Raw genomic sequence first — 23,866 nt, 5'->3', positions numbered from 1 at the left:
GGTTAAATATGTGTCACCAGACCTTTAGATGCGGTCGGGGTGGCCGGTGAGGATCAGTGGGCGGCGGGCAGGATGAGCCTCCAGGCGCCCTCCGCCACCCGCCACGTCCGCCGCCGTACCGGGCCGGTGACCGCCGCGTCCGCCCGGTAGCGGAAGGCCTCGCCGATGACGGTCACCGTGCGGCCGGAGGCCAGCAGCGGGGTCGCCTCCGCACCCACCGACAGCGGCCGCACCTCCACCGAGGCCACCCCGCCCGGACCCGGCGCCACCGACACCGCCTCCACCGGCTGGTCCAGGTCCACCACGGTCCGCCCGTCGACCTCCACCCGCAGGCGGGTCCCGGGGGAGGGCACGGCCGACAGCCGGGTGGGCCGGGCCGGCCGGACGGCGAGGGTGCGCACCAGCGAGCGGTACCAGGGGCCGCCCGGCGCGACCGGCACCGGCTCGCTCCCCCCGGCCGCCCGCACCGGTGCCGGCGGAATGCCGAGCGCGCCCAGCACCACCCCGTCACTGTCGTCGACCAGCAGGTCCAGCCGTCGCTCGGCGCCCTCCAGCACCGCCCGCGCCGCCGCCACCGTCCCACCGGGCACCCCGAGCGACTCGGCGAGCGCACTGTCCCCGACCGGCACGACCGACAGCGCGCACCCGGCCAGCTCCCGCCGCCGGTGCAGCAGCGTGACGGCCCGCACCAGCGCCCGGTCGTCCCCGACCACGACCGGCCGCCGGGACCCCCTCCGGCCCAGCGCGCGGGCGAATTCCTCCGGGTCCTCCGGCAGGCACACCTTGGCCGTCGCACCCGCGCTGAGCACGTCTTTCGCGATGCGTACGGACTCGCCGTCCGTCTGCCGCGCGGCCGGATCGATGATCACCAGCAGCTGATCGGACGTCGCGAGAGTCGCCACCTCGGTCCTGCCTCGCTTCCTCGGGTAGCATCTTTGTGCAAGAGCCCCTTGCGCTATTGCGCCAGGGGCTTCGTCTATTCCGGGGCATCCGGTCCGACGGTTGTGCGACCAACGGCGGTCGCGGTGGTACGCGGCGGTGAACCTTACGCCCACGCCCCCGACCTTGGACATGCCCCGCCCGGAAGGGGTGTACGCGCGTGCCCGCACTTGTGCTGCTCGGTGCTCAGTGGGGTGACGAAGGCAAGGGAAAGGCGACGGACCTGCTCGGTGGATCCGTCGACTACGTGGTGCGCTACCAGGGCGGCAACAACGCCGGCCACACGGTAGTCGTGGGCGACCAGAAGTACGCCCTCCACCTTCTCCCTTCCGGGATCCTCTCGCCTTCGTGTGTCCCGGTCATCGGCAACGGCGTCGTCGTCGACCCGTCGGTCCTGCTCTCCGAGCTGAGCGGTCTGAACGAGCGTGGCGTCGACACGTCCAAGCTCCTGATCAGTGGTAACGCGCACGTCATCACGCCGTACAACGTGACCGTCGACAAGGTGACGGAACGCTTCCTCGGCAAGCGCAAGATCGGCACCACCGGCCGGGGCATCGGCCCGACCTACGCCGACAAGATCAACCGCGTGGGCATCCGGGTCCAGGACCTGTACGACGAGTCGATCCTCGAGCAGAAGGTGGAAGCGGCTCTCGACGTCAAGAACCAGATCCTCACCAAGCTCTACAACCGGCGCGCCATCGCCGCCGAGCAGGTGGTCGAGGAGCTGCTGGGCTACGCCGAGCAGATCAAGCCGTACGTCGCCGACACCGTGCTGGTCCTGAACCAGGCCCTGGAGGACGACAAGGTCGTGCTCTTCGAGGGCGGCCAGGGCACGCTGCTGGACATCGACCACGGCACGTACCCCTTCGTCACCTCCTCGAACCCGACGGCGGGCGGCGCCTGCACCGGTGCGGGCGTGGGCCCGACGAAGATCAGCCGGGTCATCGGCATCCTCAAGGCCTACACGACCCGCGTCGGCGCCGGCCCGTTCCCGACCGAGCTGTTCGACGAGGACGGCGAGGCGCTGCGCCGCATCGGCGGCGAGCGGGGCGTCACCACCGGCCGTGACCGCCGCTGCGGCTGGTTCGACGCGGTCATCGCCCGCTACGCGACCCGCGTGAACGGCCTGACCGACTTCTTCCTCACCAAGCTCGACGTCCTCACCGGCTGGGAGCAGATCCCGGTCTGCGTGGCGTACGAGATCGACGGCAAGCGCGTCGAGGAGCTGCCGTACTCCCAGACCGACTTCCACCACGCGAAGCCGGTCTACGAGATGCTGCCGGGCTGGAGCGAGGACATCAGCAAGGCGAAGAGCTTCTCCGACCTGCCGAAGAACGCCCAGGCGTACGTCAAGGCCCTGGAGGAGATGTCCGGCGCCCCGATCTCCGCGATCGGCGTGGGCCCGGGCCGGGACGAGACGATCGAGATCAACTCGTTCCTCTGAGCGTCCCTTTCCCGGGGCCCGGGAGTCTGACGGGACGGCCGGTGCGGAGAACCCGCCCGGCCGTCCCGCCCTCCGCGGCGTCTGGCCGGCCGGGAACCGGCCGGTCCGTCCGGGAACACGCCTGTGACCCAGGGCTGGAACGGGTCGTCCCGGCGCCCTACGACCCCGGCCCCTTCGCCCGCGCACGCCACGTCCGGCGGGCCTCCACGCGGCGGCGACCCGCTCACCGGCCCAGGGCTCGGTGACCGCCTTCAGCTGACCCCCGGCACGTTCGGGAGTCCGACGCGGACGCGTGGCCAACACCTGTGGCGCTGCGCGGGGTGACACCCGTTCCGCGGACTCGTGCGCCGGGCCACAGTAGGGTCTGCCCCACCCTGTTCCAGGGGGCTTGTCGGAGTGCCCGAGTCCGGCGCCGCGTGATCGGCTGTCCGCACGTTATTCGCGCGGCGGAAGGTGGACGGATGAGACTCCGGATCGGGTACTCGGCATGGATCGTGGGCGTGGTGCAGTTCTTCGTCATCCACTTGATCGCCGAGTCGGCTTGGTCCAGACCGTACAGCTGGGCGCGGAACAACATCAGCGACTTGGGCAACGCTCACTGCGCTCTGCAGCCGGATCCCGAGCCGCGGTACATCTGTTCCCCCGACCACGGTCTGATGAATGTCTCGTTCGTCGTCCTGGGAGTGCTGTTCGTCGTCGGTGCCGCCCTGACCGGTGGTGTCCTGTGGCGCAGGGGACGGACCGCTGCCGTGGCCCGTCTGCTGCTCGCCGGTGTCGGCGTGGGATTCGTGCTGGTCGGGCTGGCTCCGGCGGACGTCAACGAGAACCAGCATGCCTTGGGGGCCCTCTTCATCATGGCAGGGGGCAACATCGGTCTCGTCGTGGCGGGGTTCGGCCTGGCAGAACACGTTCCGACCCCCATGCGGTGGGGCACCAGCCTGCTGGGAGTCACCGCGCTCACGGCCTTCGGACTGTTCCTCTCCCGCCACTACCTCGGTCTGGGCATGGGAGGTATGGAACGGGTCGCCGCTCTCCCCCCCTTGTTCTGGGCGCTTGCTGTCGGCGTTCGTGGCCTTGTCCGGCGGGCGGGTCGTATGCGGGAGGCGATGCCGGCAGGGCGTCTCAGCCGCACTGGTTGAGAGCTCAGGTCAGGTCCCGGGCATGCCCGGCATCACCACACGAAGGCGTACGTTTCGTGGGGCGCGCCGTACAACGGCACCCCCGACAGGGCGACCGGGACCAACGCGTTCCTGTAGGCGTCGCCAGGCACCGCCGGGCTCCGTGTGGAGCCGGTGGACAATGGACGTATGCGCGTTCACGGGAGCGTGCTGTGCCGGGGACCATACGGTGGTGAGGGGCACCAGGCCGACGGCACGGACTGCTCGGACCCGGCCGTCTTCGAGGTCGCCCGCCACAACAGGCCGCCCCTGCTCGTGTGCCCGGTGCACCTCGGCCCTTCCCTGCTGCTTGCGGCCGGAGTGCTGTGGCCCCCGGTCGTCCGCCTCATCGGCCGGCCCTCATAGCCCCGTGCCGCTGCTCGGGCCCGCGGAGTCCCTGCCGTTCCGGCTCAGCTCGCGCTCATCCCTCGTTCCGGCCACTGCGCCCGCTCGTCGTACACGGCGTTGATCTTCCGGGACGCCTTGAGGAAGGTGTGGTCGAGCTCGCCGTCGTCCGGCTGGGCCGTCCGCGTGCAGGTGTTCATGGTCAGGAGCCGCGTCACGCTATTCAGGCGTCCGCTGTCTCGGCGTCCGCGTCGGGCTTCCGGACGGCGACCTGATCGCGGATCCCCAGGCCGTTCCGGCCGCCCGCACCTCTCGTCCGCTCCGATCGCCGTCCCGAACGTGCCGAGGGTCAGCTGAAGACGATCATCGAGCCCTGGGCCAGCGAGCGGGTCGCCGCCGCGTGGAGGCCCAGCCAGACGTGGCGTTCGCGGGCGAAGGGGCTGGGGTCGTAGGGCGCCGGGACGGCCGGTTCCTCCAGCTCGGTCGGGGCGGTCGGCGGGGCGGGCGGCGCCGGGGGGTTGGCCGGGTCGATGCCGATCGTCGGGGCGACGTACTGGAGTTCGCGCAGCAGGGTCTGGGCTGAGCCCAGCGGGCCGCCGCCCGCGAGGAGTTCGTCGTTCGAGAGCGGGTGCGGGAAGTCCACGGGGACGTAGGCGCCCGCGTGGTCGTAGTGCCAGACCAGGTGGGACTGCTGGGCCGTCGACTCGAACATCTCCAGCAACTGCTCGTAGTCCCCGCCCAGTTCGTCCACCGGGGTGACCGGCAGGCCGCAGACCTGCAGCAGGTAGGCCCGGCGCAGGAAGTGCAGGGCGTCGTAGTCGAAACCGGCGACCGGGGCGACGTCGCCGGACAGGCCCGGCATGTACTGGTACACCGGGACGGGAGGCAGGCCGGCCTCGGCCAGCGCCTTGTTGTACTGCGCGAGTTCGTCGGCGAAGGGGTTGTCCGGGGTGTGGCACAACACGTCCACGAGCGGTACCAGCCACAGGTCACAGGCCAAAGAGGGCTCCTCGTACGGCAGGCGCGTGGTCACGCACGGCGGCAGGTGGTCAGGGAAGGGTAGTCGGTACGGCCCGGGGGCGGCTCCCCTCGTGCCGATACGACGGCCGTACTCGGTCACTTACCCCTCGGTCAGGTCTTCCAGCAGGGCGAGCGAGTGGGAGTTGGCGGCGGCGACGATCGCGCGGGCCGTCCCCGCCTCGCGCCGGGCGAGCGCGTCCACCAGGTCCGTGTGCCCCGCCCAGAGCCGGCCACGCAGGTCGGGCAGGCGGAGCAGGTGCTGCACGGCGCAGACCCAGGACTGCACGCGCAGCCGGTGCAGGAAGTCGCCGAGGTAGGGGTTGCCGAAGAGGGCGCTCAGCTCGCGCCAGAAACGCAGGTCGTACCCGATCAGGACCGTGACGTCGCCGGCGGTCGCGGCCCGCTGGGCCTCCTCGCCGCGACGCCGTACGGTCGTCAGGGCCGCCGCCGTGCGGGGGTCCTCGGGCGGGGTGCGGAAGGCGGGGTGGCCGGTGTGGAGGGCCTGGAACATGCCGTCGGTGACCAGGCTGCGCGCCTCGATCATGTTCCGGTAGTCGGTGAGCGAGTACTCGGGCACCCGGAACCCGCGGTGCTGGTCGGCCTCCAGGATGCCCTGCGCGGACAGGTCGACCAGCGCCTCACGGACGGGGGTGGCGGAGACGCCGTACTGGTCGGCGATCTCCTTCACGGTGAACGCCCGCCCCGGGCGCAGCCGTCCCGCCAGCACCTCGTCACGGAGCGCGTCCGCGATCTGCTGACGCAGCGTGCTGCGCGTCACGGGGCCGTTGCCGGGCATGCTCCGTGCCTCTCCTCACACGTCCGGGTGACGTACTCGTACGGACGCGCGGTCGACACGCGTCCCCTTCTGCTTACGAGCACGTCACCTTACGCGTTCGAATCGGCCCGGCGGCAGCCGCGGTACGGTCACACCGTGTGTTCGTCGGCGGCGCTCAGGGCGGCGTCGAGCGCGGCCAGGCCCGTCTTCAGCTCGGCCTCGGTCGCGTTGCACGGCGGCACGACGTGGGTGCGGTTCATGTTCACGAAGGGCCACAGGCCGTTCCGCTTGGCGGCGGCGGTGAACGCGGCCATGGGGGCGTTCGCCTCGCCGGCCGCGTTGTACGGCACCAGCGGCTCCCGGGTCTCCCGGTTCCGCACCAGCTCCAGCGCCCAGAACATGCCGACACCGCGGACCTCGCCGACGCTCGGGTGCCGCTCGGCCAGCTCGGCGAGGCCGGGCCCGACGACGGTCTCACCGAGGCGCTTGGCGTTCTCGACCACGCCCTCCTCCGCCATCACGTTGATCGTGGCGACGGCGGCGGCGCAGGCCAGCGGGTGCCCGGAGTAGGTGAGGCCGCCGGGGTAGGGGCGCTTGCCGAAGGTCTCGGCGATCTTCTGCGAGATGGCCACGCCACCGAGCGGGACGTAGCCCGAGTTCACGCCCTTGGCGAAGGTCATGAGGTCGGGTACGACACCGAACAGGTCGGCCGCGAACCACTCGCCGGTCCGGCCGAAGCCGGCCATGACCTCGTCCAGGACGAAGACGATGCCGTACTTGTCGCACAGCTCGCGCACGCCGGCCAGGTAGCCGGGCGGCGGGAGCATGATCCCGGCGGTGCCCGGGACGGTCTCCAGGATGATCGCGGCGATCGTCCCCGGTCCCTCGAACGCGATCGTCGTCTCCAGGTGCTCCAGCGCCCGGGCGCACTCCTGCTCCTCGGTCTCGGCGTAGAAGCGGGACCGGTACAGGAACGGGGCCCAGAAGTGGACGACACCGTTCGAGCCGGAGTCGTTCGCCCAGCGGCGCGGGTCGCCGGTGATGTTGATGGCCTGCTGGGTGCCGCCGTGGTACGAGCGGTACGCCGAGAGGACCTTCGGGCGGCCCGTGTGCAGCCGGGCCATGCGCACCGCGTGCTCGACGGCGTCCGCGCCGCCGTTCGTGAAGAAGATCTTGTCCAGGTCGCCGGGGGTCCGCTCGGCGATCAGCCGGGCCGCCTCCGAGCGGGACTCGACGGCGAACGCGGGCGCGAAGGTGGTCAGCTTCGCCGCCTGCTCCTGGATCGCCGCGACGACCTTGGGGTGCTGGTAGCCGATGTTGGTGAAGACGAGTCCGCTGGTGAAGTCGAGATACCGCGTGCCGTCGTAGTCCCAGAAGTACGACCCCTCGGCGCCGGCGACGGCGAGGGGGTCGATGAGGTCCTGGGCGGACCAGGAGTGGAAGACGTGCGCGCGGTCCGCGGCCTTCACCGTGGTGCCGGCTTCGGGGCTGGGCTGAGGGGTCATGCCGGTGAGGGTAAATGTCCGCGATGCGGAAGGCCTATCGGCGTCTTGTTCCGTGGACGACCCGAATCCGCGACAGGTTGTCGACGGGGGAGCGTCGCCGTCGTACGACCGCACTATTCTCGGTCGTTGCACACCTATGGGGGAAGGCGGCGCGGGGATGGAGAAGCTGGGGCCGGGGGATCCGCAGCAGATCGGGGGCTATCGGCTGTTGGCGCGGCTCGGCGCGGGCGGGATGGGGCACGTGTACCTGGCCCGTTCGGACCGGGGGCGGACCGTCGCCGTGAAGCTGGTCCGGGAGGAACTGGCCGCCCAGGAGGAGTTCCGGGCCCGGTTCCGGCAGGAGGTGCGGGCCGCGCGGCGGGTCGGGGGGCACTGGACCGCGGCCGTGCTGGACGCGGACACCGAGGCGGCCGTGCCGTGGGTGGCGACCGGGTATGTGGCCGGGCCGAGCCTCCAGCAGGTCGTCGGGCACGACCACGGGGCGCTGCCCGAGCGGTCGGTACGGATCCTTGCGGCGGGGCTCGCGCACGCGCTGAAGGACATCCACGCGACCGGCATCGTGCACCGGGACCTCAAGCCGTCCAACGTGCTGGTGACCATCGACGGGCCGCGCGTGATCGACTTCGGCATAGCGCGGGCCCTGGAGACGGCGACCGCCGGCGGGGAGGGGCTGACCCGGACCGGGGCGCTCGTGGGGTCGCCCGGCTTCATGGCGCCCGAGCAGGTGCGCGGGGACCGGATCACCCCGGCGTGCGACGTGTTCTGCCTCGGCTCGGTGCTGGCGTACGCGGCGACCGGGGCCCTGCCCTTCGGGAACGCCGACAGCGGGGCGCACGCGCTGATGTTCCGGATCGCCCAGGAGGAGCCGGATCTGACCGGGGTGCCGGAGGGCATCGCCGACCTGGTCCGGGACTGCCTGCGCAAGGACCCCGAGGACCGGCCCTCGCTGGACACGATCCTGGAGCGGACCGGGGTGGAGGACACCGTGACCGGGGGGCGGTCCCGGGACCCCTGGCTGCCGAGTTCGCTGGTCGCACAGCTGGGACGGCACGCCGTGCAGCTGCTGGAGGTGGAGAATCCGGAGGACGGCCCAGGCGGGGCCGTGGCGCCGTCACCGGGTGCCGTGGACGCTGTCGGTGGCGGGGCCGCCGGGGCCGCCGGGGCGGTGCCGGCGGCCGGTGCTTTCGGGGCTGCCGGGGGCGCGGGGGCGCATGGAGTCACCGGGGCCCGTGGTGCTTCTGGTGTCCCTGACACCCCTGATGCCGCTGGTGCCGGTAGGTCGCCCGAGCACGCACCCGTCTCCGACGGCGGCCCGGGCGGTCCCGTCAACCACCTGCCCACCGTCGTCTCCGCCCAGGCTCCCCCACCGCCGAGCGCACCGCCCGGTGTGCCGCACGCGTCCGGCCCGCACGCGTCCGGCCCGCACGCGTCCGGCGTCCCGCAGGCGCCCGCCGGCTTCGGGGTGCCGTCCTACGGGGTCCCGCAGCAGCATCCCCAGGCGGCCCCGGCCGCCGCGTACGGCTATCCGCAGCAGCCGGGGAACTGGGGCGCGGGGCAGTCGTCGTACCACCCCTACGCCGGCGGGCTCGGCTCCACCCCGCCGTACGGGCCGCCGGCCGTCGGTGTCCCGGCGGAGCCGGAGCGGCGCGACGGGCGGTCCACCGCGCTGCTCGTCGCGATCGCGCTGGTCGTCGCGCTGGGGGCGGGCGGCACGGTCTACGCGCTGATGAAGAACGGCGTCGGGACCGACGACAAGGGGAACGGCACGGTCGGCCCGGCGCCCACCGCCACCTCCCCGGCCGGCTCGGAATCGCCCACGCGGGCCGACCGGTCCCCGTCCCCCTCCGCCTCCGCCGCCGGGGCGGTACCGGACGCCTACCTGGGCACCTGGCGGACGACCATCGACAACGCGAGCGGCTCCAACACCCGCGAACTCACCATCCGGCAGGGCGAGGTGGGCGACACGGTGCTGACGCTGGTCGCGGACGGACCGGCCGAGGGCGGAGGGTCGTACCACTGCGTCTTCGAGGCGGAGCTGGCCGAGGAGCCCGGCGGCGCCGGTCCGCTGGAGATCGGGCCGTCCACCGTCACCACCGGTGAACCGGCCTCCTCCTGCAGCCCCGGCGAGGCCACCGAGGTCACGCTGCTGCCGGACGGGCGGCTGAAGCGGGCCAAGGCGAGCGGCGGGGAGAGCCTCACCTACAGCAGGGAGTGACGGTCGACCGGCGGCTCGGGCTCTTCCCCTTCACGGCCGGTCGCGTGGTTCCCCGCAGTCCCTCCGGGGCGCTCACCGCGGCTCCGGTGGCCGCTGCCGGGGCATGTTCGGGCGGGAGCCGTTCGCCGGGGGCAGCGGGAGCCGGCCCCCCGAGGCCCCCACGTCCTGCCGCGGTACCGCCGCCACCGCCGTCTGGATGCCCAGGGGCGCGGAGCCGGTGCGGAACTCCACCATCCAGTCGGTCGTCTCGGTGCGCACCAGCTCGGTGATGTCCTCGGAGAAGCGCCGCAGGACGGACAGGCACCGCTCGGCCGCCTCGCTCGCCGTGCCCTCGGCCGGCCCCAGCACCTCCCGGACGCTCTCGGACGCCCAGTCGAACTGGAACGCCTGCAGCCGCCGCTGCACCGCCTGCGCGGTGGCGACGTCCCTCATCCAGCCGGAGGTGACGCCGAAGAACCGGTCGATGCCGACGCAGGCGACCGCCTGCAGCAGCGCCAGACACCCCCAGGGCGCCACCCCGCCGGCCACCCCGGTCAGGTCCAGCAGCGGCAGTGCCGCCCCGGCCACCGCCCCGGCCGCAGCGCCCACCCGCAGCACGCGCGCGCCGCGCCGCTTCCGGATCCGCTCCCGCAGGTACCAGGCCGACGTCTCCAGTGCCCGGCGCTCCACCCACCGGTACAGGTCGTCCAGCCGTTCGGCGGGCTCCGCCCAGTCGCCGAGCGGGAAGGCCCGCCCGGTCAGATCGCCCGGCCGCAGCCCGGCCGCACCCTCGCCCCGCCCGTCCTGAGGCGGACCCTCGGGCTGCATCTCCGGCTGACCCACCCGGCACTCCCAACTGATCACCACATGTCACGTTGCGTGACATTCCATGCCGACGCGCGGCCCCCTTCCTACCGCCCAATGGGTGGCGAAGAGGGAGGTTTCCCGGCTTTTCCGCCCGGAAGGAGGCCTTGATCAGGTATAGGCCGGTCGCTGATCTCACTCGAAAGAGTGGCGGGGCAGTGGCCGCGTGGACCACGTAGGCTCATTCACGACGAGAAAAACGTCGACGCGGACGAAGCGTCGGAGACGACGACGGAGACGGCGAGGAGCTGATCGTGATCCCCGGTGGCCAGCCCAACATGCAGCAGTTGCTCCAGCAGGCCCAGAAGATGCAGCAGGACCTGCAGCGGGCGCAGGAGGAACTGGCGAACACGGAGGTCGACGGGCAGGCGGGCGGCGGCCTGGTGAGGGCCACCGTCACCGGCGCCGGTGAGCTGCGCGCCCTGAAGATCGACCCGAAGGCGGTGGACCCGGAGGCCGGGTCCGCCGAGGAGACGGCCGAGACCCTCGCCGACCTGGTCGTGGCGGCCGTGCAGGCGGCCAACGAGAACGCGCAGGCGCTGCAGCAGCAGAAGCTCGGCCCGCTGGCCCAGGGGCTGGGCGGCGGCAGCGGCATCCCGGGCCTGCCGTTCTGACGCCTCCGCCTTCCGAGCGGAGGCGGGAGCCGACTACCGTACGTACCGAAAGGTCTCCAGGAAGGGCAGTCCGTTGTACGAAGGCGTGGTCCAGGACCTCATCGACGAGCTGGGGCGGCTGCCCGGCGTCGGTCCCAAGAGCGCGCAGCGGATCGCCTTCCACATCCTGCAGGCCGAGCCGACCGACGTGAAGCGGCTCGCGCAGGCCCTCCTGGAGGTGAAGGCGAAGGTCCGCTTCTGCGCGACGTGCGGCAACGTGGCGCAGGAGGAGCTGTGCGGCATCTGCCGCGACCCGCGCCGCGACCCCGCCGTCATCTGTGTGGTGGAGGAGCCGAAGGACGTCGTGGCGATCGAGCGGACCCGCGAGTTCCGGGGCCGTTACCACGTGCTCGGCGGCGCGATCAGCCCGATCGAGGGTGTGGGCCCCGACGACCTGCGTATACGAGAACTTCTCGCGCGGTTGGCCGACGGGACGGTCACAGAGCTGATCCTGGCCACGGATCCGAATCTGGAAGGCGAGGCCACGGCGACGTACCTCGCCCGCATGATCAAGCCCATGGGCCTCAAGGTCACCCGCCTGGCCAGCGGCCTCCCGGTGGGTGGCGACCTGGAATACGCGGACGAGGTCACCCTCGGCCGCGCCTTCGAGGGGAGACGACTGCTAGATGTCTGACGCCACACTGCACGCCTCGGCGCAGAACCCGGACGACTTCGTGGTCCAGATCGCGGACCAGGTCGAGAGCTTCCTGGTGGCCGTCACGGAGGTGGCGCGGGGCGACGAGCCCGAATCGGCCGTCCCCTTCCTCCTCCTTGAGGTCTCCCAGCTCCTGCTGGCCGGCGGCCGGCTGGGCGCCCACGAGGACATCGTCCCGGAGGAGCGCTACGAGCCCGACCCGGGCCCCGAGCCGGACGTGGACGAGCTGCGCGAGAACTTCGCCCGGCTCCTGGACCCGATCGACGTGTACTCCGAGGTCTTCGACCCGTACGAGCCCCGCACCGCCCCGGTGCCGGCCCGGATCTCCGACGACCTCGCCGACATCATCACCGACCTCCGGCACGGCATGGCGCACTACCGTGCGGGCCGCACCAGCGAGGCCCTGTGGTGGTGGCAGTTCTCGTACTTCTCCAACTGGGGTCCGACGGCCTCCGCCGTGCTGCGCGCCCTCCAGTCCGTGCTCATCCACGTCCGCCTCAACCAGCCCCTGGAGGAGCTGGACGGCCTCGACACCGACCAGCCGGACATCGGCGACGAGACCCTGGAGTTCGAGGCGGGCCGGGTGATGGCGCAGGAGATCGGCGCTCCGCTGGGGATCCGGCCGGGGAAGTAGCCGGGCGCTGTGACCCGGGGCACGTTCGGAGTGCGGCGCCGATCGCTGGGCAGGGGTCGTGTCCGAGCGGACGATGTCTCACCATGCGGGAGCACGGTGGTGGTATTCGGACGCTCGATAGACTGAGCCGACACAAACGAACCGAGCGAGGAGCGCACGTGGGCCTTGTCGTGCAGAAGTACGGAGGCTCCTCCGTAGCCGATGCCGAGGGCATCAAGCGCGTCGCCAAGCGGATCGTGGAAGCGAAGAAGAACGGCAACCAGGTTGTCGTCGTCGTTTCCGCGATGGGCGACACGACGGACGAGCTGATCGATCTCGCCGAGCAGGTTTCTCCGATGCCTGCGGGGCGCGAATTCGACATGCTGCTGACCGCCGGAGAGCGGATCTCCATGGCCCTGCTGGCGATGGCGATCAAAAACCTGGGTCACGAGGCGCAGTCCTTCACCGGCAGCCAGGCAGGCGTCATCACCGACTCGGTCCACAACAAAGCCCGGATCATCGACGTCACGCCGGGCCGGATCAGGACGGCGCTGGACGAGGGCAACATCGCCATCGTCGCCGGCTTCCAGGGCGTTTCGCAGGACAAGAAGGACATCACCACGCTGGGCCGGGGCGGGTCCGACACGACGGCCGTGGCGCTCGCCGCCGCGCTCGACGCCGAGGTCTGCGAGATCTACACCGACGTCGACGGCGTGTTCACCGCCGACCCGCGCGTGGTGAAGAAGGCGCGGAAGATCGACTGGATCTCCTTCGAGGACATGCTGGAGCTCGCGGCCTCCGGCTCCAAGGTGCTGCTCCACCGCTGTGTGGAGTACGCCCGCCGCTACAACATCCCGATCCACGTCCGGTCGTCCTTCAGCGGACTTCAGGGCACGTGGGTCAGCAGTGAGCCGATTGGGGACAAGAAGGTGGAGCAGGCCATCATCTCCGGTGTCGCGCACGACACCTCCGAGGCCAAGATCACGGTCGTCGGTGTGCCGGACAAGCCGGGTGAGGCCGCCGCGATCTTCCGGACCATCGCCGATGCCGAGATCAACATCGACATGGTCGTGCAGAACGTGTCCGCCGCGTCCACGGGGCTGACGGACATCTCCTTCACGCTGCCGAAGACCGAGGGCCGCAAGGCCATCGACGCGCTGGAGAAGAACCGCCCCGGCATCGGCTTCGACTCGCTGCGCTACGACGACCAGATCGGCAAGATCTCCCTGGTCGGCGCCGGTATGAAGACCAACCCGGGCGTGACCGCCGCGTTCTTCGAGGCGCTCAGCAACGCCGGTGTGAACATCGAGCTGATCTCGACCTCCGAGATCCGCATCTCGGTGGTCACGCGCGCCGACGACGTGCCGGAGGCCGTCCGCGCCGTGCACACCGCCTTCGGGCTGGACTCCGAGTCCGACGAGGCCGTCGTCTACGGAGGCACGGGCCGCTGATGGCACCGACCGGGAAGCCGACGCTCGCGGTCGTGGGAGCGACCGGGACCGTCGGCACGGTCATGCTCCAGATCCTGTCCCAGCGGGCGGACGTCTGGGGCGAGATCCGCCTGATCGCCTCCCCGCGTTCGACCGGCCGCAAGCTGGCCGTGCGCGGCGAGGAGGTCGAGGTGACGGCCCTGACGGAGGACGCCTTCGACGGGGTCGACGTCGCGCTGTTCGACGTCCCCGACGAGGTCGCCGCCGTGTGGGCGCCGGTCGCCGCCGAGCGCGGCGCGGTCGTCGTGGACACCTCCGGCGTCTTCCGGATGGACCCGGACGTGCCGCTCGTCGTGCCCGAGATCAATCCGCACGCGGTGCGGTCCCGTCCCCGCGGCATCGTGGCGAGCCCCGACTGCACCACCCTGACGATGATCGTCGCCCTGGGCGCGCTGCACGCCGAGTTCGGGCTGCGCGAGCTGGTGGTGTCGTCGTACCAGGCGGTGAGCGGCGCCGGACGGGCCGGCGTGGACACGCTCAGGGCCCAGCTGTCCCTCGTGGCCGGCACCGAGCTGGGCACCAAGCCCGGGGACGTGCGGCGGGCCGTCGGGGAGGACACCGGGCCGTTCCCGGAGCCGGTCGCGCTCAACGTCGTACCGTGGGCCGGGTCGCTCCGGGAGGACGGCTGGTCCTCGCAGGAGATGAAGGTCCGCGACGAGTCCCGGAAGATCCTCGGCCTGCCGAGGCTGCCGGTCGCCGTGACCTGCGTCCGGGTCCCGGTGGTCACCACGCACTCGCTGACCGTCCACGCCCGCTTCCAGCGGGAGGTCGGCGTCGACGGCGCCCGGGAGATCCTCGCCACCGCGCCGGGGGTGGTGCTGTGCGACGATCCGGCCGCCGGCGAGTTCCCCACCCCCGCCGACGTGGTGGGCACCGACCCGACCTGGGTGGGCCGGGTGCGGCGGGCCCTGGACGATCCGACCGCGCTGGAGCTGTTCGTCTGCGGCGACAACCTGCGCAAGGGCGCCGCGCTGAACTGCGCGCAGATCGCCGAACTGATCGCGGCGGAGACGTCCGCCCCGCGTAGCGGTTGAACTTTGTAGGATCTGTGTAAGTACTGTGGCCGGAAGCATGGTCCAATCCACTTGAACCGTCCCTCCCGGCAGCAGAGACTTTCTCTCCCCGCCTTCCGCAACCGTACGGAGGCGGGGAGCGTCTTTGCGGTCACCCTTGCGTGGCCTGGGGACGTGATGATCCTGGCGTGGGGACGCCGTGATCGGGGCGTGGGGACGCCCGTTCAAATGGGACATAACGGAAGAGCGGGACGCATGACGGCATTTGAAGCACCGTCGGTTGTCGCACATGTGACGCCCGGCACGTACAACCCCCGCGGGGGGAAACGTGTCCAACTGGCGTGGCAGAGGTACTCGAACTCAGTGTGGCCCGCGGCGGCACGGCCCTGCGGCCCCGCCCCGCGCCCCGGCGCGCGCCCGGCGGCATGCCGGTGATCGCGCCCATGCCCGCAGCGCGGCCCGCCCGCATACCCAGTCAGCGCGACGGCGTCGAGGAGTCCGCGGGCGCCGTGGCGACCGAGGCCGCCGGGACGACCGTCGACCACCTCACCGAGACCTACAGGGCGCACTACCGCTCGCTACTCGGCCTCGCCGCGCTCCTCCTCGACGACACCGCCTCCTGCGAGGACGTCGTCCAGGAGGCCTTCATACGCGTCCACTCGGCCCGCAAGCGCGTCCGCGACCCCGAGAAGACCCTCGCCTACCTGCGGCAGACGGTCGTCAACCTCTCCCGCTCCACGCTGCGCCGGCGCATCCTCGGCCTGAAGCTGCTCTCCAAGCCGATGCCCGACATGGCGAGCGCGGAGGAGGGCGCCTACGACCAGCTGGAGCGCCGCGACCTCATCAAGGCGATGAAGGGCCTGCAGCGCCGCCAGCGCGAGGTGCTCGTGCTGCGCTACTTCGCGGACATGACCGAGGCCCAGGTCGCCGAGACGCTCGGCATCTCCCTGGGCTCGGTGAAGGCGTACGGATCGCGGGGCATCGCCGCGCTGCGGGTGGCCATGGAGACACCGGCATGACCGACCACGCCGAAGGGGGCGATTCCCATGACGGTCACTCCCATGAGCGGCACTCGCACGAACGCCACGAGCCCTACGCCTGGCACGAGCCGACAGGGCGCGCCGGGCAACAGCACACGCCATCGCACGCTGGGAACGGAACTGTGAACCACGGCCCCGAGGACAAGGGCCCCGAGAGGCTCGACGGAGTCCACGCCCTGGACGACCTCGACTCCGACGAACAGACCCTGCGCCAACTGCTGCACACGGCGGTCGACGACATCGAGCCGCGCACCGGCACCCTGGACCACCTGCGCCGGGCCGTCCCCGCGCGCCGCGCCCGCAAGCGGCAGGCCGTGGTCGGCATGGCAGCGGCGGCCCTGTTCATCGGCACCGCGATCCCGGCCCTCGTCCACGTCTCCCACGCCGGCGGGTCCGACCCGAACACCGCCATGGCCGGCCAGACCTCCCAGGCCCAGGGCGGCACCGGCCAGGGCAAGGACAAGGGCGGCGACAAGGGCGGCAGGAAGGACACCGGCAGCACGACGGTGAAGCCGGGCAAGGAGCACGGCAAGGACGACGAGAAGACCGGGAAGGGCAGCCAGGGCGGCAGCTCCACCAGCGGCAACGGCCCCGTCGCCCCGCCGGCCTCCGGCACCGGGCTCTGCACGGCGGCCCAGCTGGGCTCCGCCACCGCCACGGTGAACCCGCCCGACTCCGCGGGAGCCGTCTACGGCGTCTTCCGCGTCACCAACACCTCCGGCACCGCCTGCACCGTCACCGGCGCCGGCAGCATCACGCCGACCGCCCAGGGCGCCGCCGACCCGGCCAAGATCGTCAGCCTCCGGCACGCGGCCGGGGACGCGGCGACCTCCCTGCCCGACCCGTCCCTCGAAGTCACCACGCTGGTCCTGCAGCCCGGCGCGGCGTACGAGGAGAAGTTCGCCTTCGTCCCCTCCGAGACCTGCCCCACCACCGGCGGCACCGGCAACGGCGGCACCGAGCCGACCGACCCGTCACCGGACCCCACCCCCACCCAGGACGCGAGCGCCACCGGCAGCACCACCGACACCGGCGGCTCGGCGGGCACCACCACCCAGCTCGCCACCGAGGACGGCACCGCCGACGGCAGCATCGCGGTCACCCACACGGCGCAGGGCGGATCCCCCTCGGCGACGGCGGTGGTGACCGGGGCGTGCGCGGGGACGGTCTACTACACCGGGGTGCTGGCGGGGGCGTGACGCTCCGCCGAGGCGTGCGTCCTCGGACGACGGTCCAGGACGCCGGCCGGCGGGTGCCGTGGGCCGCGGACGTCACCCGCTGACCGGCGCGCGGCGGCTCAGCCGGCGGCCAGGTGACGCCTCGCGAAGTCCAGTTCCAGCCTCACCTGCTTGATCCGTTCGTCCACCACCAGGGAGCCGTGCCCCGCGTCGTACCGGTACACCTCGTGGACCGCGCCGCGGGACTCCAGCCTCTTGACGTAGTTGTCGATCTGGCGGATCGGGCAGCGGGGGTCGTTGACGCCGGCCGAGATGTGGACGGGCGCCTTGACCTGGTCGACGTACGTGATCGGGGAGGATGCCGCGAAGCGGTCAGGGACCTCCTCGGGGGTGCCGCCCAGCAGGGTGCGGTCCATGGCCTTCAGAGCCTCCATCTCGTCGTGGTACGCGGTGACGTAGTCCGCGACCGGGACGACCGCGATGCCCAGCGTCCAGGCGTCCGGCTGCGTGCCGAGGCCCAGCAGGGTGAGGTAGCCGCCCCAGGAGGCACCGGTCAGGACGAGGCGAGCGGGGTCGGCGAGGCCGGAGGTGACCGCCCACTCGCGGACGGCCGCCACGTCCTCCAGCTCGATCAGGCCGACCCGGTGCTTGAGGGCGTCGGTCCAGGCGCGGCCGTATCCGGTGGAGCCGCGGTAGTTGATGCGGATCACCGCGTACCCGTGGTCGACCCAGGCGGCCGGACCCGCCGCGAAGGAGTCGCTGTCGTGCCAGGTCGGGCCGCCGTGCAGGTCGAAGACGGTCGGCAGGGGGCCCGTGGCACCCGCCGGCTTCTGGACCAGCGCGTGGATACGGCCGCCGGGGCCCTCCACCCACACGTCCTCCACGGGCACCGACGGCGGACACGCCATGCCGGGCGGGTCCAGTACGACCGCGCCGGTCGTGGAGCGCACCGCCGGCGGCTCGGCGGCCGACGACCACAGGTACTCCACGCTGCCGTCGGGGCGGGCCGTGGCACCGGAGACCGTGCCGGGCGGGGTGGGGATGCGGGTCAGCTCGCGGACCGTCAGGTCGTACCGGAACAGCTCGCTGCGGGCCTCGAAGCCGTGGGCGATGAGCAGGGCCGAGCCGTCCGGATACCACTCGGCGCTGACGTCACCCGGCAGGTCCAGGGCCAGGTCCGTCTCCTCGCCCGTCGCCACGTCCCACACCAGCGGCTCCCAGCGGCCCCGGCGCTGGTGGCCGATGAGCAGCCGGGTGTCGCCGTCGACCGGGGCGAAGCCCAGCACCTCCAGACCCAGCTCCTCGGTGCCGCCCTTGGTGTCGTCCAGCTCGGCGACCGCCGTGCCGTCCGGACGGAGCACCCGCAGCGCGGCGTGCATGGCGTCGCCGTGCTCCGTGTGCTCGACGGCGATCAGGGAACCGTCGTACGACAGGTCGCCGACGCCCGCGGACTCGCGGTGCCGGTAGATCTCCACCGGGTCCGCGCCCTCGCGCGCCACGTGGATCGTCGTACCGTCGTCGTCCGTGGAGCGGCCGACGACCGCCGTACGGCCGTCGCGGGACAGGGCCAGGCCGGCCGGGTAGGACGGGGGAAGACCGGGCACGCCCGGCTCGTCCGGACCGCCCGCGAAGGGCTGGCGGCGCCAGACGCCGAACTCGTCGCCGTCCTTGTCGTCGAACCACCAGATCCAGGCGCCGTCCGGGGAGAGGACACCGTCCGTCGTACCGTTCGGCCGGTGCGTCGCCTGGCGCTGCTCGCCCGTCGCTCTGTCCCAGGCGTACAGCTCGTACGTCCCCGTCGCGTTCGACACGAACAGGGAGCGGTCCGGCGCGTCCTCCGCCCAGTCGGGCAGGGAGACGCGCGGTGCACGGAACCGCTTCTCCCAGTCCGGCATGTCCGGTGTGTGCTGTGCGTTCGGCGTACCGCTCTCACTCATGGCCCCAGTCATGCGCCCATACTGCCTGGCCGCGCCGACAATTGGGTGGCGGGTGTGCGCAGCCTGTGGATAACTTCCCGGTCCATGAGCGTTTCCGTCACCTCCGCCTCCGTTCCCGAGGGCTGGCACGAGGACAACCGGGCCAAGTGGGACGAGCGGGTCCCCCTCCACGTCGCCGGCGGCTTCTACGACCTCGACGGTTTCCGCACCCGCCGTGACGACCTGCGGGACTTCGAGCGTGCCGAGGTCGGGGACGTCACCGGGAAGTCGCTGCTGCACCTGCAGTGCCACATCGGCACCGACACCCTTTCCTGGGCCCACCACGGTGCCGCCCGCGTCGTGGGCCTGGACTTCTCCGCACCGGCGGTGGAGGCGGCCCGCGCCCTCGCGGCCGACCTCGGCTACGGCCCCGACCGGGCGACGTTCGTCACCAGCGACGTCTACGACGCGCCCGCCGCCGTGCCCGAGCCGTCGTACGACATCGTGTACACCGGGCTCGGCGCCCTGTGCTGGCTGCCGGACGTCCGGCGCTGGGCCGAGACGGCCGCCTCGCTGGTCGCGCCCGGCGGCTTCCTCTACCTCGCCGAGTTCCACCCGCTCACCGACTCCCTGGACGACGAGACCGGCACCCGGATCGTGCGCGACTACTTCAACCGGGACGCGCAGGTCTACGAGGAGCCGGGCACGTACGCCGACCTGGACGCCGTCACCGTCCACAACCGCAGTGTGGAGTGGCAGCACACCCTCGGGGACGTGGTCTCCGCGGTCGCCGCGACGGGGCTGCGCCTGGAGTTCCTGCACGAGCACGACGTGTCGCTCTTCCCGCGCTTCGGGAACTTCGAGGTGCGCGACGGCTACCACCGCTTCCCCGTGGACCATCCGCGCATCCCGCTGATCTACTCGCTGAGGGCGAGGAAGGACCGAGGGACCGCCAAGACCGAGGGTCCGTGAAGACGAGGGTCGGGAAAGGCGGGGAAAGGCCGCCCCGCGGCCGGGGCGCCCCGCCGGGCGCCGTACCGTGGAGGGCGTGTACCGCTTCCTGCTGACACCCCGCTGGTGGGGCATCAACGTCTTCGTGCTGCTCGCCATCCCGTTCTGCGTCTTCATGGGGTCGTGGCAGCTGAGCCGGTTCGAGGACCGGGTCCAGGACCACCGCACCGTGACCGAGCGGGTCGAGTCCGGCCGCACCGCGGCGGCGCGCCCGCTCGACTCGATGCTGCCCGTCGACAAGAGCACGGCGGGCCGGCGGGTCACGGCGAGCGGGCGGTACGGCAGGCAGTTGCTGGTGCCCGGGCGGGAGCTGGACGGCAAACGCGGCTTCTACGTCCTGACCCTGCTGCGCACCGACTCCGGGAAGGCGCTGCCCGTGGTCCGCGGGTGGCTGCCGGGGACGGCGGACGCGGCCAAGGCGCCCGCGCCGCCCGCCGGCCGGGTCACCGTCACCGGCGCTCTGCAGGCGTCCGAGACGCCCGGGGACAACGGGGTGAGCGCACAGGGCGGGCTGCCGGCCGGGCAGACCGCGGCGATCAGCTCGCCGTCGCTGGTGAACCTGGTGCCGTACCGCCTCTACGACGCCTGGGTCACCCTGGACAAGGGGGACGCCGGGATGAAGGCCGTACCGGCCGGCGCGCCGGGCGGCACGGGGCTGGACCTGAAGGCCTTCCAGAACCTCGGTTACACCGGCGAGTGGTTCGTGTTCGCCGGGTTTGTGGTGTTCATGTGGTTCCGGCTGCTGCGCCGGGAGACCGAGTTCCAGCGGGACGCCGCGTTGGGGCTGGTGCCGGAGGAGCCGGAGCGGACACCGGTGGCGAGCGGCTGACCTGCGGCGGTTCCGGGAAGAGGGCCCTCGGCGACTGACGCGCCGAGGGCCCGTCACGCGTCCCTCCCCGTGTGCTGGACGGTCAGGGACAGGGGACCGAGCTCCCTGGCCCGCCCGGCCACGCCGGTTCACGAGCGCCCGCGTCCGGGCCCTCTCGGAGAAGGCCCGAGCGGTGGACGGGATCAGCGACGCGTCAGCGACACGTACAGGCGCGTGCCCCGGGGGACGTAGCCGACGCGTTCGTACACGCGGCGGGAGCCCTCGCCGGAGTACTCCAGCCAGACCGAGCCGGCCCCCTGCGCGAACATCGCCGCGGTCACCGATGCCGTCACCGCGGCGGCGATGCCGTGGCCGCGGTGGGCCGGGCGGGTGCCGACGCCGGACAGTTCGGCGGTGTCCTCGGCCGGCGCGGAGCAGGAGGCGCCACCGGCGCAGCCGCCCTCCGGGGCACGCACGAAGCGCACCGCCCCGCCGCCCTCCTGGGTGCGTCGCAACCGGCCCGCGCCTTCCGCCGAGGGGGCGAAGACACCGCCGAACGCCTCGGCGAGCGCCGCGTCCAGCTCGGCGTAGTCCCGGTCGGTCGCCGGGGTCTCCACGGTCGGGGCGGGCCGGGGGACCGTCAGGCGGTCCGGGGTGCAGACGAGGTACTCGTGCACCGCCTCGGTCTCGAAGCCGGACGCCCGCAGGACCGGCGCCACGGCGGGCGCGGCCTCGGGTGCGAATTCCAGCCGGGGCAGCAGCCCGCGCTCCCGGAAGGCCCCGACCAGCGCGGTGACGTCCCGCTCGGTCGGCTCGGCGCCGGGCAGCGGGGTCGCGTAGTTGAGGTAGGGGCTGTCGGTGCCGGGGGAGAAACCGGCGATCTCGGCGACGACGGGCCGGCGGCGGAGGTTGGCGACGGCAAAGCTCTGGACCTGGATGTCCATGGTGGGTGTGACCTCACGAAGTCTCGGAAGACGCCCCTGTGGTGGACCCCATGGGTTCCGGGGCGGGAGAGGGTGGCGGTGCGTCGGGCACCGCATCGTGGGGCCGCCGTGCGGAGGCGGAGTTCCTGCGCGGCTCTCAGCGCCGGAGGCGGCCGCTCGGGGGCGCCGCAGTCATGGGCCGTCGTTCCTCACCGTGGGATCCTCTGCCGGATCGCAGAGCACCCGGCACTGTTCCATGATCCGCTGGGCACGGCAACGTGTTTTCCGGCACCGGGTCAGCGGAGTTCCGCCAGGCCCCTGCGCGTCGCGGCGACCACCACCCGGTCCCCCTTCTCCAGTACGTGGTCGGAGGCGGTGTCGGTACGGCCCAGCAGCGCCAGTACCCGCCAGGAGCCGGCCCGGAAGGCGTCCCGTACGGTCCGGCCCTCCAGCTGCGGGTGGCCGTCGACGTCGATCGCGGCGAACAGCAGCACCCTCCGCTCCACGGCGACGGCACCCAGCACCTGCCGGCCCAGCATCGCCCCGGCGAACGCGGGGGCGGCGAGGTGGGTGACGCTGCGGCTGCGGGTCAGGGCGTGGGGGTACGCGGTGCGCAGGGTGCGGTAGACGGCGGTGGCGAAGTCGTCGTCGTAGAGGCGCAGGACCACGCGGAGGTCGGGGCGGACGGTGCGCGCGTAGAGGGCGGCCTCCAGGTTGGTGGTGTCGGCGCTCGTCACCGCGAGCAGGGCCTGGGCCCGGTGGATCTGGGCGGCTTCCAGGACGCCCTCCTGGGTCACGTCCCCGAGGACCACCGGCACCCGCAGCCGGCGGGCGGTGGCGAGGCCGCGGGCCTCCGGGTCGGACTCGACGCAGACCACGGGGATGTTCAGTTCCCGCAGCCGGGTCAGCACCCGGGTGCCGATCTTGCCGAGTCCGAGCAGGACCACGTGCCCGTTCAGGCCCCGGGGTGGCCGGCGCAGGGCGGAGGCGGTGCGGAAGGTGCCGAGCGCCTCCAGGGCGGCGGCCAGCAGGATCGGGAGCAAGAGCAACCCGACCAGTGCGGAGAGGAGTTGGAGGAGCTGCCGGCCGAGGGGTTCCTTGAGCGCCGGGTCGTCGATCGCGAACAGGTCGAGCAGGGTGATGTAGAAGGCGCGCAGCGGGTGGATGCCGGTGACCAGCCACAGGGCTACGGCGAGACCGACCACGCAGCCGACCAGCCCGGCCAGGGACCAGCGCAGCCGACGGGAGAAGAGGGAGGCGAGCGGCATGACGCCGGTCAGCCGGCGGGTGGGGGCGGCGGATTCCGTACCGCTGCCGGAGGAGACGTGCTCCAGTACCACGGCGTGCCGGCCGGCGGCCTGCCCTACCTCCTCGTCGTCGGGGAGCAACCGCGGCTGCTCCCCGGGGCCGCCCGGGTCGCCACCGCCCGAGAGCAGGGCCAGGGTGCACAGCCCGGCACTCGCGCCGGCTCCCGCACCCGCGCCCGTGCCGGCATCGGGTGCGTCCCCGGGCAGCGGTCGTTCCACGGCCCGCAGCAGCAGTCCCTCGGCCTGTACGACCCGGCCGGTTCCGGCGACGGCGGTGGCGGCCAGCGCGGGTGCGGCCGTGTCGGCGTCGGACAGCACGGTCGTGGAGGCCTCGCCGCCGGTGTCCGCAAGGCCGCCGCCCTCGCCGCCCTCGTCACCCCCGGCGGCCAACGCGGCCGCCTGATCGAGGAGTTCCTCGATGTGCTGACCCAACCTCCGGTTGTAGAGCCGGAGGACGAGCCGTAGTCGCGGGTTGAGCCGGCGGGCGGTCAGTGCCGCGCGGATGTTGGTCTCGTCGTCGTCGTACACGAGGGCCAGTGCGGCGGCCCGGGCCACTCCGGCCTCGGCGAGCACCGCCTCGGTCAGCTCGGTCGCCTCCAGCACGCCTTCTCCGTCGAGCCGTTGGCCGCCCGGGGCGCCTGGTGGCTGCCCGTTTCCGCCGGTCCGGCCCACGGTGCCCACGGCGGCGCTGACCACACGGTCGAACAACGCCGCCGACGCGGCCCGGGCACGGCCGACCACGGGGGGCCGGGCGGTGCGTTCGTTCGGCGGTACGACGAGGGTGACCTGCTCGCCGTAGACCCCGCGCAACTCGGCGGCCAGCCGGTGCGCGAGCCCGTCGTCGCCGCACACGACCATGTGCGCCGGCCGGGTCCCCGGCCCCCCTTGGTACGGAACACTCGCCACAAGGGGAAAGAGTGCCCCAAGGAGATGCATGGTTCCAGCAACGGTCTGAACGCCCGTGCGGGGTGCGCGCGTAGAGGAGGGGAGGGAGAGCAGCAGCCGGAGGTAACCAC

At 72.5% G+C, this 23,866-nt stretch carries 22 protein-coding genes; 13 read left to right on the top strand and 9 right to left on the bottom strand.

The genetic code is table 11. The features are described from left to right. Nucleotides 1–53: 53 nt before the first annotated feature. Nucleotides 54–902, bottom strand: a complete 849-nt coding sequence (locus tag ACZ7N4_RS29185; RefSeq protein ID WP_471363615.1) for a diacylglycerol kinase family protein — start codon at nt 900–902, stop codon at nt 54–56. Nucleotides 903–1,099: 197 nt separating this feature from the next. Between ACZ7N4_RS29185 and ACZ7N4_RS29180 the strand changes: the two genes are divergently transcribed. The 3 genes from ACZ7N4_RS29180 to ACZ7N4_RS29170 all read left to right on the top strand — a co-directional run bounded on the left by ACZ7N4_RS29180 (nt 1,100) and on the right by ACZ7N4_RS29170 (nt 3,906). Further along, complete coding sequence (locus tag ACZ7N4_RS29180; RefSeq protein WP_471363613.1) at nt 1,100–2,383, top strand: adenylosuccinate synthase; 1,284 nt, start codon at nt 1,100–1,102, stop codon at nt 2,381–2,383. Nucleotides 2,384–2,844: 461 nt separating this feature from the next. Next, nucleotides 2,845–3,522 (top strand): DUF998 domain-containing protein, encoded by a 678-nt coding sequence (locus ACZ7N4_RS29175; protein ID WP_471363610.1) that lies wholly within the window; start codon nt 2,845–2,847, stop codon nt 3,520–3,522. Between the two features lie 168 nt (nt 3,523–3,690). Next, complete coding sequence (locus tag ACZ7N4_RS29170) at nt 3,691–3,906, top strand: hypothetical protein (protein WP_471363607.1); 216 nt, start codon at nt 3,691–3,693, stop codon at nt 3,904–3,906. 44 nt (nt 3,907–3,950) lie between these two features. On the opposite strand, the gene ACZ7N4_RS29165 is transcribed toward ACZ7N4_RS29170, so the two are convergent. From ACZ7N4_RS29165 to ACZ7N4_RS29150, 4 genes are all read right to left on the bottom strand, one after another. Then, nucleotides 3,951–4,103: a hypothetical protein gene (locus ACZ7N4_RS29165; RefSeq protein ID WP_471363604.1), complete on the bottom strand. Its 153-nt coding sequence runs from the start codon at nt 4,101–4,103 to the stop codon at nt 3,951–3,953. A 131-nt stretch (nt 4,104–4,234) separates the two neighbouring features. Beyond that, nucleotides 4,235–4,885, bottom strand: a complete 651-nt coding sequence (locus ACZ7N4_RS29160; RefSeq protein ID WP_471363599.1) for a hypothetical protein — start codon at nt 4,883–4,885, stop codon at nt 4,235–4,237. A 120-nt stretch (nt 4,886–5,005) separates the two neighbouring features. After that, nucleotides 5,006–5,701: a GntR family transcriptional regulator gene (locus ACZ7N4_RS29155; RefSeq protein ID WP_471363596.1), complete on the bottom strand. Its 696-nt coding sequence runs from the start codon at nt 5,699–5,701 to the stop codon at nt 5,006–5,008. 128 nt (nt 5,702–5,829) lie between these two features. Further along, nucleotides 5,830–7,185, bottom strand: coding sequence for an aminotransferase class III-fold pyridoxal phosphate-dependent enzyme (locus ACZ7N4_RS29150; protein WP_471363594.1), 1,356 nt, complete (start codon nt 7,183–7,185; stop codon nt 5,830–5,832). Nucleotides 7,186–7,342: 157 nt separating this feature from the next. On the opposite strand from ACZ7N4_RS29150, the gene ACZ7N4_RS29145 reads away from it, so the two are divergent. Next, complete coding sequence (locus ACZ7N4_RS29145) at nt 7,343–9,400, top strand: serine/threonine-protein kinase (protein ID WP_471363591.1); 2,058 nt, start codon at nt 7,343–7,345, stop codon at nt 9,398–9,400. A gap of 72 nt (nt 9,401–9,472) precedes the next feature. On the opposite strand, the gene ACZ7N4_RS29140 is transcribed toward ACZ7N4_RS29145, so the two are convergent. Beyond that, entirely contained in the window at nt 9,473–10,222 is a 750-nt protein-coding gene (locus ACZ7N4_RS29140; RefSeq protein WP_471363588.1) for an SLATT domain-containing protein, read from the bottom strand. A gap of 275 nt (nt 10,223–10,497) precedes the next feature. On the opposite strand from ACZ7N4_RS29140, the gene ACZ7N4_RS29135 reads away from it, so the two are divergent. From ACZ7N4_RS29135 to ACZ7N4_RS29105, 7 genes are all read left to right on the top strand, one after another. Next, entirely contained in the window at nt 10,498–10,857 is a 360-nt protein-coding gene (locus ACZ7N4_RS29135) for a YbaB/EbfC family nucleoid-associated protein (protein ID WP_471363586.1), read from the top strand. Nucleotides 10,858–10,930: 73 nt separating this feature from the next. Next, the gene (gene recR / locus ACZ7N4_RS29130) at nt 10,931–11,530 is read left to right on the top strand and encodes a recombination mediator RecR (protein ID WP_356151572.1); all 600 of its coding nucleotides are present in this window, start codon (nt 10,931–10,933) and stop codon (nt 11,528–11,530) included. Continuing rightward, nucleotides 11,523–12,185, top strand: a complete 663-nt coding sequence (locus tag ACZ7N4_RS29125; protein ID WP_471363582.1) for a DUF5063 domain-containing protein — start codon at nt 11,523–11,525, stop codon at nt 12,183–12,185. Before recR ends, ACZ7N4_RS29125 begins: the two co-directional genes overlap by 8 nt. Nucleotides 12,186–12,343: 158 nt before the next feature. Continuing rightward, nucleotides 12,344–13,615, top strand: coding sequence for an aspartate kinase (locus ACZ7N4_RS29120; RefSeq protein WP_471363579.1), 1,272 nt, complete (start codon nt 12,344–12,346; stop codon nt 13,613–13,615). Then, the gene (locus ACZ7N4_RS29115; protein ID WP_471363576.1) at nt 13,615–14,688 is read left to right on the top strand and encodes an aspartate-semialdehyde dehydrogenase; all 1,074 of its coding nucleotides are present in this window, start codon (nt 13,615–13,617) and stop codon (nt 14,686–14,688) included. The genes ACZ7N4_RS29120 and ACZ7N4_RS29115 overlap by 1 nt, the downstream gene beginning before the upstream one ends. Before the next feature lie 404 nt (nt 14,689–15,092). After that, nucleotides 15,093–15,686 carry a SigE family RNA polymerase sigma factor gene (locus ACZ7N4_RS29110; RefSeq protein WP_471363754.1) on the top strand — a complete coding sequence of 198 codons (594 nt, stop codon included), beginning with the start codon at nt 15,093–15,095 and terminating at the stop codon, nt 15,684–15,686. Between the two features lie 143 nt (nt 15,687–15,829). Beyond that, nucleotides 15,830–16,906, top strand: coding sequence for a hypothetical protein (locus ACZ7N4_RS29105; protein ID WP_471363573.1), 1,077 nt, complete (start codon nt 15,830–15,832; stop codon nt 16,904–16,906). Between the two features lie 98 nt (nt 16,907–17,004). On the opposite strand, the gene ACZ7N4_RS29100 is transcribed toward ACZ7N4_RS29105, so the two are convergent. After that, nucleotides 17,005–18,822: a S9 family peptidase gene (locus ACZ7N4_RS29100; RefSeq protein ID WP_471363751.1), complete on the bottom strand. Its 1,818-nt coding sequence runs from the start codon at nt 18,820–18,822 to the stop codon at nt 17,005–17,007. An 84-nt stretch (nt 18,823–18,906) separates the two neighbouring features. Between ACZ7N4_RS29100 and ACZ7N4_RS29095 the strand changes: the two genes are divergently transcribed. Both ACZ7N4_RS29095 and ACZ7N4_RS29090 read left to right on the top strand, forming a co-directional pair. Continuing rightward, nucleotides 18,907–19,773 carry a class I SAM-dependent methyltransferase gene (locus ACZ7N4_RS29095; RefSeq protein ID WP_471363571.1) on the top strand — a complete coding sequence of 289 codons (867 nt, stop codon included), beginning with the start codon at nt 18,907–18,909 and terminating at the stop codon, nt 19,771–19,773. Between the two features lie 76 nt (nt 19,774–19,849). Beyond that, nucleotides 19,850–20,641, top strand: coding sequence for an SURF1 family protein (locus ACZ7N4_RS29090; protein WP_471363568.1), 792 nt, complete (start codon nt 19,850–19,852; stop codon nt 20,639–20,641). Between the two features lie 182 nt (nt 20,642–20,823). Here the strand turns inward: ACZ7N4_RS29090 and ACZ7N4_RS29085 are convergent, their stop codons facing one another. Next, the gene (locus ACZ7N4_RS29085) at nt 20,824–21,564 is read right to left on the bottom strand and encodes a GNAT family N-acetyltransferase (protein ID WP_471363566.1); all 741 of its coding nucleotides are present in this window, start codon (nt 21,562–21,564) and stop codon (nt 20,824–20,826) included. Nucleotides 21,565–21,839: 275 nt separating this feature from the next. Further along, the gene (locus ACZ7N4_RS29080; RefSeq protein WP_471363564.1) at nt 21,840–23,708 is read right to left on the bottom strand and encodes an NAD-binding protein; all 1,869 of its coding nucleotides are present in this window, start codon (nt 23,706–23,708) and stop codon (nt 21,840–21,842) included. Nucleotides 23,709–23,866 lie beyond the last annotated feature (158 nt).

It is taken from the genome of Streptomyces sp. NPDC107654, from assembly GCF_055639035.1.
Note: the sequence above shows the minus strand (reverse complement) of the source record. Positions and strands in the feature narration are given on the sequence as shown.